The sequence below is a fragment of the Streptomyces sp. TAA486 genome (assembly GCF_000426165.1).
In genome coordinates this window covers 34,522-46,803 of record NZ_AUEV01000024.1, presented here as the reverse complement: position 1 = coordinate 46,803, position 12,282 = coordinate 34,522, and the positions used below count along the sequence as shown (strand labels likewise).

Genomic DNA, 12,282 nt, shown 5'->3' with positions numbered 1-12,282 from the left:
CCGGATGACGCCCCTAATGAGGAGGCACAGTTCGAGCCCGGGTCCGATTCATCCGGTAGTCCGGTGGACTTCTCCTCCGGGGATGAGTCGGATGAGGTCTCTGAGTCGGATGATGGCGCTGCCTCGGTCGGCGAGTTGCCGATGTCCCCGGGGCACTGGGAGCAGACCGCCCCCTCGACGTCCGCGCAGGCAGCGGCTTCCGCGGCACCGGGGGACACGCGCGGCCTTGAGCGGCCGGGCTCCGCATCGGACGCACGGTCGCGTGGTCCTGTGCCGAGGGGTGAGGCGTCCGCGCTCGCCGGCTTCGAGGATGAGGATGGCTACGGGGCCGACACCGAGTCGGATGAGGAGTTCACCGAAGACCGGCAAGTTCTCTTCAGGTCGGCTGCGGTTTCGGGTTCGGCTCTGTCGGGCCTGGGGGCTTCGTCCGATGAGGCCGGGGCGGGCGACGAGTCCGAGGCCGAGAGCGTGTACAGCGTTGACGAGCGTGAGGGGGACGAGGCCCCCGAGGTGTCCGGCAACGGTGTGGCCGTGTCGAAGGAGCGGTTCGAAGAGACGCTGCTCTCGGCCGAATTGGGCTGGGACGACGAGGAAGCATCGGTCGGGCGGGACCTCTCAGGCCGGCGAGGCGGCCGAGTGGTGCCGGGATGGCTTCGCACGTATCGCGCTGGCGTGTGGCAGCAGGGGGAGGATCGTCCTGCGCCGTGGGGCGAGGTGGCGTATTTCCTGCCCGTTGACTTCGATGAGAACGGTGCCCCGCTCGTCAACGGCGAATCGGTGGATATCTCGAGCTTGCAACAACGGATCTCAAACGACCCGGTGTTGACGGAGCTGGATGCCCTGGCGGGGCCGGGGAAGAAGGCGCCGGTGGTGCTGGTGGGGCGTGGTGGTGCCTCGGGGTTCCGCTCGCCTGCGCAGTTCCTCGCCGATGAGCTGGATCGAAAGGTCTGGGCGCACACCAAGCACGGGGCGCTGGTGGAAGACAACGGCGAACACTTCGTGAGCACCATCGACGACGACCCGGACACCCCGTACGGGGACTGGGCCGGGATCGAGCCGATACCCGAGCCGGATCGGCAGCACGCCGGGAACAACGTGATCACGGCGCTGGACGGCAAGACGCAGTTCCGGGCGGACCAGGTGGTGACCCGGCTGGTGGTCGCACACGGCGGTAAGCCCTTCGGCCGTGTGTCGCGCCCGGACGAAACCCGAACCGACGAGGAGCTGTTGCGGGGGCACCTGGCCCGCAAGGTGATCAAACACATCACCTTCACCACCGGTGGCGAGAAGGAGCTGTACAGCGAGACACTCTCGTCGGCGCCCGCGGAGTACCTGCTCGTCACACACGGCGAGCCCGGAAAGGTGCAGCTTGTCGTCCGTATCGACGGCACCGACAGGGTCGTGTGGGTCAGTGCCAAGGAGGCTGCCCGGTATGAGGCCAGCCTGCCGGAGGTGGCTGCTCTGCGGGCGAAGTGGGCGCGGAACGAGCTGCCGCATGACTTCAAGGTGCACGCCCTGGCCTGCTATGGCGCCACGGGCAGTGCGGACCCGAACCGTCCGCCGGCTCTTACGCCGCATAAGCGGGTGCCGCCGGTGTATGACGAGCTGAACACCCCGTCGTTCGTGGAGCACACGGCCAACGGGAGCGGGATGCCTGCCATCGGCAGCATCCTTGTCACCACCACAGGGGCCGACATCGTGCACTTGCCTGATGGCAGCGGAGGTGGTTCGGTCACCGCCTATTCGGAGCCTGGGCGGGAGGAACTGGCGGGGTTGGCGCAGATCGCGGGGTTGCACGACGGCAAGGGTGAGGTGCTGCCGACCGTGCTGAAGCGGACTCTGCGGCTGGTTCGTGCGGCGCGTCGCATGAGTGAAGAGGACGTGGAGAATCTCGGCGGGTACCACGACGTGATTGCCGGTCTGGGTGCCGTGGAACGCATGCGGGCCGACGACCCGGATCTCGCGCGGCTTACTCCGTTCCACATGGAGCTTTTGCGCTGGCTGGCTGGTGCTGCTCCGGACAGCGATCTGGACACGAACCGGCTGAAGGAGGTGTTCGGGGCCGCTCGTGAGCTGGTGAAGGACGGTCGACGCGTCGGTCTTACGGCGCCCCCCGGCCAGCGGCTGGGCGCGGACGACCCCGCCGGCCGTCAGCTGCGGTGGGTCGTCGACGAGCTCACCCAGGCGGGCGACCGCCTGGTGCGCGACATCCTCGGTATGGAGGGTGGCGCCCGGGTGCGCCGGGCGGATCGTGCCCGTGTGCTGTGGGCGATGGTCCGTGCCGACGCGAGGTTCTCCGAACTGTCCGCGGACGAGGCCGAGGCGCTGGCACCTCGCGTGCAGCATCGGCCCGCTGCGGAGCGGGGCGATGTGGAGGGGCTGAAGCGGCTGATGCGTCAGGCCGCCGCCGCACATTGGGACATCTGGGATGCCGACGTGCTCGGTGCCTTCGACCTGCTGCAACGCGGCACCTTCCGCGAGTCGCGCCGCATCCGCACCGGCGGCAGACTGAGCGGCCTCAACTTGACCAACCAGGACCTTCCCAACGGCGTGGATACGAAGACCGTCTTCCAGGACAAGGGGTCGGTTTTCCAGGTCCTGTCGGAGGACGACGCCCCGTGGGAGGTCGCCGGCTTCGAGAACGCGTACGTCGTGTATCTCAAACGGGCTGCGCGGCCCGGCTGCTTCGTCCTGCAACTGGACGGCGAGGCGGAGGTGTACGCGACCGAAGGCGAGCTTCTGGCGTTGCTGAAGGTCAACCCCGACTGGCGGGAAGCGCCCCAGTCGGGCGAGGAGCCGGTGGTCTTCGTGGTCACCGGCGAGGGCGGCAAGACGATGCCGATCCTGCAGTCGCTCTACAACCACAACGGTCGCCACATCTACCTCTGGACGGGCAGAGGCGAGCTCTCCCATAACGCCGCCGACGACTCGGACTCGGACTGGGACGACCGCTCGGACTCGGACGACGCCTCCGACTCGCGGTACACCATCGTGCTCAGGCCGGCGCGCGACAAGACGGCGGGGTGGAAGGTAACCCCGGAGCCGGGCCATTCCGGTCAGTCGGGCAGTACAGGCGGAGCGCCGGGCCACGGGGGTGGGGGCGGTTGGACGCCTCCCGGGACGACGCTGGGTCCCTCTGCGTCCACGTCATCCACGCCGGGGCCTTCGCGTTCTGCGGCGGCCAGGCGCGGGGCCGGCGGGGGCCGGGCCGGCGAGACTGATGCCTCCCTCGGTGCCGACCCGCGTCCGGGGTATTCCTCGGGCGATACGGCGGACGGCGGTGTCGTCGAGAGCCGCGTGGGCTCCGGAACCGAAGGCGACGCCCTCATCGACCCGGACGGCCTGGTCAAGGGCGAGCCGGACTCGTCCTGGCTGAGGAGGTCGGCTGCGGTTTCGGGTTCGGCTGTGTCGGGCTTGGGGGCTTCGTCCGATGAGGCCGGGGCGGGCGACGAGTCCGAGGCCGAGAGCGAGTACAGCGTTGACGAGCGTGAGGGGGATGAGGCCCCCGAGGTGTCCGGCAACGGTGTGGTGGTGTCGAAGAGGCGGTTCAAAGAGTCGCTGCTCGTGGCGGAGTTGGGCCCTGACCGTAAGAGGGCGTGGGTCGGCCGGGATCCCTCGGGCCGGCTCGTAGGGGCGCGGTTGGTGCCGGGACGGGTTCGCACGTACCGCGGTGGCGTGCGGCAGAAGGCGAAGGAGCGTTCTGCGCCGTGGGGTGAGGTGGCGTATTTCCTGCCCGTTGACTTCGATAAGAACGGTGACCCGCTCGTCAAGGGCCGGCCCGCGGATGTCTCCAGTCTCCGGCAGAGGATTGCTGACGACGAGGCGTTGAGCAGGCTGGATGCCCTGGCGGGCAAGAGGGTGCCGGTGGTGCTGGTGGGGCGGGGTGGTGGCTCGGGGCTCCGCTCGCCCGCGCAGTTCCTCGCCGATGGTCTGAATCGTAAGGTCTGGGCGCACACCCGGCACGGGGCGCTGGTGGAAGACAACGGTGAACACTTCGTCAGCAGCATTGTCGGCGAGGCCCCAAAGAGTCCGTATGGGGATTGGGTTGGGGTTGAGCCGATACCCGAGTCCGATCAGCCGTCTGTCCGGGATCCTTGGATCAGGCTGCTGAATGGCAGGCGGATCCGGGCGCACCAAGTGCGGACCCGGCTGGTGGTCGGACCTGACGGTAAGCCTTTCGGCCGCGAGTCGGTCAAGATCGAAACCCGGGTCAGCGAGGGGGGGCTGCGGGGTTACCTGGGCCGCAAGGTGATCAAACACGTGGCCCTTACCACTGAGGGTCTGAAGAAGCTGTTCAGCGAGCCGATTTCCTCGCCACTGGAGGAGTACGTATTCAGCGCACACTCCGCCCCCGGAAAGGTGCTGCTGGTCGTCGATATCGATGGAGCTGAGAGGGAAGAGTGGGTCAGCGACAAGGAGGCTGCCCGGTTTGTGGCCAGCCTGCCTGAGGTGGCTGCTTTGCGGGCGAAGTGGGCGCGGAACGAGCTGCCGCGGGAGTTCAAGGTGCACGCCATGGCCTGCTATGGCGCCAGCGCTTCGGACCCGCACCGTCAGCTGAATCTTGTGCCGCATCGGCCGGTGCCGTGGGTGGATGACCCGTTGGACACCGTGTCGTTCGTCCAGCGCCTGGCCAAATGGGGCTTGCCTGCCATCGGCAGCCCCCTTGTCACCCTGACCGACGGCACGGTTGTGCACTCTGCTGATGGCGGTTGGGGTGGTTTGGTCACCACCGATGCGGAGCCGGGGCGGGAAAAGCTGGCGGAGTTGGCGGGGATTGCGGGGTTGCACGCGGGAGGCGGCGAGGTGCCGCTGACTGTGCTGAAGCAGACCCAGCGACTGGCTCGTGCGCTGCACATCGTCGATGACAATATCGAGCAGGATAGTGCCAGATATCACGAACTGTTCGCTGGTATGGGTGCCTTGGAGCTCTTGCGGGCCGACGACTTGGATCTGGCAGGGCTCGGTTCGTTCCGTTTGGAGTTCGTGCGCCTGCTGGCCGGTGGTGATCCGGACAGCGAGCTGAATCTGGACGTGGTCGAGAAGGTGGTGGGGGCCGCTCGTGAGTGGGTGAAGGGCGGTCGGAGCGCGGGTATTTCGACTGCCGTCGACTCGTGGCCTACCGCAGAGGGCCGTCGCGGTCTCGGCCTGCTGCGGGAGGCTGTCGCTGAGCTCAGCAGGGCGGGCGACGGTTTGGTGCGCGGCATCCTCGGCATGAAGAACCGTGCTCGGGTGGAGCGTGCGGATCGGGCCCGTGTGCTGTGGGCGGGGGTTCGTACTCGCATCAGGATGGCCGAGCTGTCCGAACTGCCGGCGGATGAGGTCGAGGTGCTGGCGCGCCACGTGCTGCATCAGGACGACGTGGAGCAGGGCGATGTGAAGGCTCTGGAGCGGCGGATATGGCAGGCCGCCGCCCACGGCTGGAACATTCGGAACGCCGACGAGCTCGGTGCCTTCGACCTCTGGAAACGCGGCACCTTCGGTGAGTCGCGGCGCATCCGCACCCGCAGCGAACTGAACGGCTTCAACTTCACCGATCAGGATCTCCCCAACGGCGTGGATACGAAGACAGTCGTCCAGGGCGACGGGTCGGTTCTGGACGCCCCGTGGGAGGGCGATCGTTTCGAGAACGCGTACGTCGTGTATCTCAAACGGGCCGCGCGGCCGGGCTACTTCGTCCTGCACCTGGACGGCGAGGACGAGGTGTATGCGACCGAAGGCGAGCTCTTGGCGTTGCTGAAGGTCAACCCCGACTGGTGGCAGATGCCCACGCCCTACAAGGGGCCGGTTGCCTTCGTGGTCACCGGCGAGGGCGGCAAGACGATGCCGATCCTGCAGGACCTCCACCACCACAATGGTCGCACCAGCTACCTCTGGACGGGCACAGCCGAGTTCTCCCGTCGTGACGACGACGACTCCGATTCCGATTCGCCGTACACCATCGTGCTCGGAACGGCCGGCCACTGGGAGAAGACCCCGTGGACGCCTCCCTCGGCCGGCACACCGGCTTCTTCCCCGTCTGTGGGTCCGACGTCCGAGCCGCCCGCCCCTGAGGACGGGGAACTGTCCGAGCCCGATTACGACTCGTCCGGTGCTCAGATGGACTTCTCCTCCGAGGACGAGTCAGATGACGTCTCCGAGCCGGACGACGGTGCTGCCCCTGTCGGTGAGTCGTCGATTTCCCTGTTGAGCAGGTCGGCCGTGCCTCCTTCCATGCCGCATCTGACGAGCGCGGATGCGTCCGCGGAGTCGAGTGATGAGTCCGACTCCGGGACGAGTTCTGATGGGAGTGATCCGGACGTCAGTGATTCCGGTGGGAGCGATTCGGACGTCAGCGATTCCGGTGGGAGCGATTCTGGCGTCAGCGATTCCGATGCCAGTGAATCGGACACCAGTGATTCTGACGTCACCGATTCCGATTCCGCCAGCGGCATCGGTTTCAGCGATAGCGAGTACGACGGCTACGACACCGACGGCAAGAAGGACGAACTGAAAGTTCCTGGTGAGGGTCTTCCCATGCCGCGGACCTTGAAAGAACTGCCGTTGTTGCAGGCTCAGTTGAGGGGCGGTGTTCCCGGCTCGAAGACATTGTCGGTCGGGCGGAATCTGACGGGCCGGACCGTGGGCCCTGTGGTGGTCGGCCGAGAGCGTCACTACAAGATCCGGCCTGGCCATAAGCCGCGGAAGACGCATGAGCGTCGTTCTGCGCGGTGGGGGGAGCATGCGTACATCCTGGCCGTTGACTTCGACGAGTACGGTGCCCCGCTCGTTAAGGGCAAGCCGGTGGACGCTTCGGTTCTGCGGCAACAGATCGCGAACGACCCGGTGTTGAAGAAGCTGGATGACCGGGCGGGCAAGAGGGTCCCGGTGGTGCTGGCGGGGCGAGGTGGTGCGTCGGGGTTCTACTCGCCGGGGCAGCGTCTGGCCGACAGTCTGGATCGTGACGTCTGGGCGCAGACCGTTGACGGTTCGTTGGTGGAGGACAAAGGCAGGCACTTCCTGGGTACGGTCGACCGCGACCCGCGCAAGCCGTATGGGGACTGGGCCCGGCTTCTGCCCGGCGAACCACCCAAGGACTTCCGGATGCTGGACACGGACGGAGACACGTGGTTCTGGGCGAGCCAGGTGGTGGACAAGCTGCTGGTCCGATCCGACGGGTCACCTTTCGGCCGCGAGTCGACCGCTGCCCTCGACGAGGACCGGAGGGCTGAGAAGAACTTGCGCCGGTACCCGGAGCACAAGGAGATCGACCACATCACCTTCACCACTGATGGCGTACAGGTGCTGTATCGCGGACCCTCTTCGCAGCCGGTGGGCCTGTTCACCGCACACGGCGCTTCCGGAGTGGCGGATCTCGCAGTCCGTATCGAGGGGCGTATCCAAGTGCAGCAGGTTGATGCCAAGCAGGCTGCCCGGTACGTGGAGAGTTGGCCCGAGGGCCGTGGCAAGGCGGCGCCTGGCTCCAAGTCCATCACCCTGGTCTGCCAAGGCGCCTCGGGCTCCGCGATCCCGAACACACCGCTGGGTCAGGCGCCGCATGAGCCGGTTGTGCCGTTTGTGGATGACCCGTTGGACACCACGGCGCTCCACCAGCACAGGGCCAATCTGAGGGGGATGCCTGCCGTCGCCAGCACCAACGACGCCCTCACCACCGGAGCGGTGGTGCATGCCCCCGATGGGCGCGGTGGTCAGGAGACTGCCTATCCGGAGCCGCGGCGGAAGGAACTGGCCGGGCTGGCGGAGATCGCGGGGTTGCACAAGAAGGGGGACGGTGAGGTCCCGCTGACCGTGCTGAGGGCGACCGAGCGGCTGGGCCGTGCGATGCGCCGGGTCTTCGGCCAGGATGTCGAGAAGGACCGCGCCAGGTACAACAGACTGCTCGCCGGCATGGGTGCCGTGGAGCGCATGCGGGCCAACGATCCGGAGTTGGCCCGGCTCACTCCGTTCCGTATGGAGTTGCTACGCCTGCTGATCGGTGTCGATTCGGACCGTGAGCTGGACCCGGACGCGGTCGAGGATGTGCTGGAGGACGCCCTTCAACGGGTGAAGCGCGACAAGAGCGCTGCCTTTACGGCGGATCCCGAGTCGTGGCTGGGCGCGGACGCCCGCCGCGGCGTCGACCTTCTGGGAATGGCCGTCGGCGAGCTCAAGAACACCAGCACGCGCGTGGTGCGCCACATCCTCAAGCTGGGGGACGACGCTGAGTTGGACCGGGGGCAGGCTGCCCGTGCGCTGTGGGCCATGGTCGCTTCCGGCAATAGGCGCTCCAAGCTGTCCGCCGAGGAGGCCGGGAAGCTGGCGCGCCGGGTGCTGCACAGGTCCGAACCGGCTCAGTGGGACGAGAAGACACGTAAGAGCTTGATGCGTGACTTGATGCGCCTGATGACGATGGCGGCCGCCGCCCACTGGGACATATGGGACGACGTCGCCCTGGGGGCCTTCAACCTCCTGAACCGTGGCGCCTTCGACGAGCGGTTCCTCATCGGCACCCTGAAGGATCCGCGTGGCGTCAACTGGGTCCGTCAGGATCTGTCACATGGGGTGAATACGAAGCGGATTACGCCCGTCGGGAAGGACGGATCTCTCGGGCCGCGGGAACGGCCCCGGTGGGGTAGCGACGCGTACGTGGTGTACGTCGAACGGGACGAGCAGACCGGCCACTTCGTTCTGCCGCTTCGCGGGGGCACGGTGTACGCGACCGAAGAGGAGCTTCTGGCGCTGCTGAGGGTCAACTCCGACTGGCCATGGGTGAAGCCGCGAGGAGCGGCGGTGGCCTTCCTGGTCACCGGGAGCGGTGGCCAGGCGATGCCGGGCCTGGAGCAGTTCTCCCAGGACATCGGTATCGACACCCACCTCTGGACGGGCCGGGCCAGACTGGATGCGAGGTCCACGAACCCGGAGAAGGGACACAGGATCCGGGTCATGCCGGCGCCCGGTGCAACAACCCCGGGTCACTGGGAGAAGACCACCTGGAAGCGCCCAAAGAAATACGGGAAGACCGCCCCCTCGGGCTCCGCACAGGCGGCTTCCTCGGGAGCGGCGGACACGCGCGGCCTTGAGCGGCCGGGCCCCGCATCGGAAGTACGGTCGCATGGTCCCGTGCCGACGGGCGGGGCGTCCGCGCTCACCGGCTTCGAGGACGGGTACGACGCCGACAGCGAGGACGAGACGGGTTCGGCTCCCCCGAGTGCTGTGTCGGTGTATGCGCGCGCGATGGAGGCGCGGGTGTCTCTCGCGGGGCCGGACCGGGCTCCGGATGTGCGGCATTTCCCGGGTGCAGCTTTCGAGGGGAGTGCGGTATCGGCGTATGGGCGGCATGGCGCGGCTGTGCTTCCCCGCTTCTCCGCGTCTTCCGGGCAGGCTGTGCAGTGGGCGGGACAGGCTGGTTCGTCTTCGGCCGGTGCCGGGATGCTGCCGCCGGGGAGCACGCATGCCTTCGCGGTGCTCGAGTCCGTGTCGTGGGCGCCCCCGGCAGCATCTTCTGCGGCGACGCTCGTCCCGCCTGCCGCGGGGCCGACCAGCATCGCCCTGGCCGCACTCGGTCACCGGCCTGTAGACAACGCGGCGACGCATCCGCTGCTGTCGGACGAGACGTCAGTGACTGGAGCGTCCAAGGACCGTGCGCAGGGGCGTAGCTGGCTGGTCGAAGGTGTGCAGCGCGTCATGCCGTGGCAGATGGCCCGCTATGTGATGGAGAACGGACGGCCCAAGAAGGTGTCCGACATCCCCGCCGGCGTGACGGTGTCATGGCCGGCCACCGCGTATACGGTCGCGGCGGGGCATGCCCACCGCCATGGGCTGTTGATCGGCGGTCAGGGGCAGATGGACGGCAACGGCCGTCAGATGCTGAACGGGCATCAGCTGTCGGAGCCGCTGGAGGAGCACCCCGATCTGGCGCATCTTCCTCAGGACCCGGGCACCGGTGCGCGGATCATGGATCCCCAGACCCTGGCCGATGTGCTGGCTGCCGACCCGAAATTGCGGGATCTGCCGAAGGACACGCCGGTGCTGCTGGTGATCCCGAATGCGGCGGTGGAGAACATCGACCTTGCGTATGCGGTCGCCGACGCTCTGGACATCCACCCTCAACTGGGGCGCGATGATGCCGCTCGGCAGCGGGGCGACGCCGGCAGGCAGGTGTGGATTCCCACCAGTGACTGGGGCCTGCTACGCAACGGGACCCGTCGCGAGCACCTCCTCGGGCTGAACGACACCGGTGAGTCCGCGCCGGTCGGCGGCTGGTTGGCGATCGACCCGAACCCGAACCGGAAGCCGCGCGCACGGCGCCCCCACAAGGCGCTGGACGGCTTCGTGTTCACCGAGGTCCGCGGCAGGCCGCTCGTGCACTACAACGAGCGGACCGGCACGATGTTCACGGCAAGCGACGACGAGCCGCGCCGACGGGACATGCGCGCCCAGAAGCTGCAGCGCTGCACCACGGTGGTGTACACCCTCAGACCCACCGGGTATCAGGGGGAATTCCATCTCGCCCAGACGTCGATGAGGTTTCCCTTCCCGTTCTTCGTCATCTGCGCCCACGGGGTGCCTGGTGGAGCCATGTTCGTCACCCCCGAGGGCCGGGCGGTATGGGTGGACGCCGCGACGGCCGCTTTCATCATCGCCACTTCGCGTGAGGTGGGGGAGCTGCCGAAGGACTTCTGGATCTATCTCGCTGTCTGCTACGCCTCCACAGCGGGCGACCCGAACCGGCCACTGAGGCCCGAACGTCTGCCGGTCCCGTTTGTCGACGACCCCCTGGAGGGGAATTCGCTCGCGCAGTCGACGTCCGACATGAGCGACCGCGGGGTTGTTGGCCACACCCATGTCACCGCGACCAACGACGGTTTTTTCACGGAGAATTCCACCGCGGCCGGGCAACTGGGGCGCGCTGTCATCCACCTGCCGTCGGGGCGGCCCGAAAAGCTGAAGAAGCTGGCGCGGGAGGCGGGCCTGCACAGCGGGTCGGGGGAGATCCCAGATGCGGTATTGAAGCAGATGAGGCGGCTGGTACTGGCGCTGCGCGAGGTGTTCGGCCCGTTCGTCGAGGGCGACCCGGACAAGCAGGATGATCAGGACGCCTACAAGAAGAAGCTGCGAGGCATCGGCGCGCTCGCGAAGATGTTCAACAACTCCCCGCTGCCCAGATTCACCCCCTTCCGGATAGAGGTGTTGAAACACGTCGCCCGCGCACTCGCCGGCCCGAACGTGACGGAGTTGACGGAGAGCCACTATGAGGCCGCATTCGAGGAGGCATTGCGGCTTCTGAACGCCGACCCGAGGGCCTCCCTGACCAAGGAGTTCCCCGACAAGGCGCAAAAGAGCGCCTTCGGGTACCTGGACTGCGATGGCGAGGACCTTGTCCGGAAGTTGACCGGCCGGCGGGCCGACGAGCAGCTCTCTCCGGCGGAAACGTCGAAGGCGTACTGGGCTCTGGTCCGGGCGGAGCAGATCGAGCGCACCCTGCCGCCGGGCGATCTGGAGGCCAGGTTCCGCGCTGCATTCCACACCGATCGGCAGGTCTCTCCAGCCGTGCAGCGGAACATGCTGACCCAACTGAGGGCCATGGCCGCTGCGGCAGGCCGCGACGCTTCGGATGATGCCGTCATCGGGGCGCTCGACCTGGTGGTGAGGCGCGATGCGTATCGTCGGCAGTGGCGGACGCCGACCGGGGCCGGATTCAATTGGGCCGGTACGCCGCTGCCCAACGGCATCGACATGACGAAGGTGTTCTGGGCGGGGCCTGGCGGGCTTCGCGAAGACACCGCGCCGTGGATCGCCACGGGCCAGAACGGCAATCGGCGTTCCGCCTATGGCATCTCCTTCGAGACGGGAGGCATGGGCGAGCGGGTCATGCATCTGCCGGGCGGTGCCGTCTCGACGAACGATGCCGAAATCTTCGAACTACTGATGAACGCCGCGGCAGAGCAGCGCATCGGTGTGGAGATACCGCTGGTGTTCCTGGTTTCCAGCCTCGGAGTCCCGGGCTCGCAGCTGCCACAGCGGTACTCCGACCACACGGCCCGGGTCAGTTGGGTCTTCACCGGACTGATCGAGGTCCGTCCGCACCCCACCGACCTGCAGGCACCGGGGCAGATCCTGCTGTATCCCGGACCCGGCGACCCGAACCCATCCTGGCGCCCGTTGTATTGGCAATCGCCGGTAGTGACTCCACCACCGCCGCCCCAGATACCCGGCTACGTTCACCGGCCGCAGGGCACCTCGCAGTCCGGCCAGTCCGGCCAATCGGGCAGCAGCACCGGAGGCGGAGGATCGAGCGTGCCGTGA

1 protein-coding gene (only partly in view) is annotated in these 12,282 nt (G+C 67.5%); it reads left to right on the top strand.

The genetic code is table 11. The annotated features are described in order from the left end of the window. On the top strand, window positions 1-12,282 hold the 3' end of the coding sequence (locus tag I004_RS36460; RefSeq protein ID WP_051345509.1) for a lonely Cys domain-containing protein. The gene continues 18,423 nt to the left of window position 1, outside the view; only the last 12,282 of its 30,705 coding nucleotides appear in the window; its start codon lies beyond the left edge, outside the window; its stop codon occupies window positions 12,280-12,282.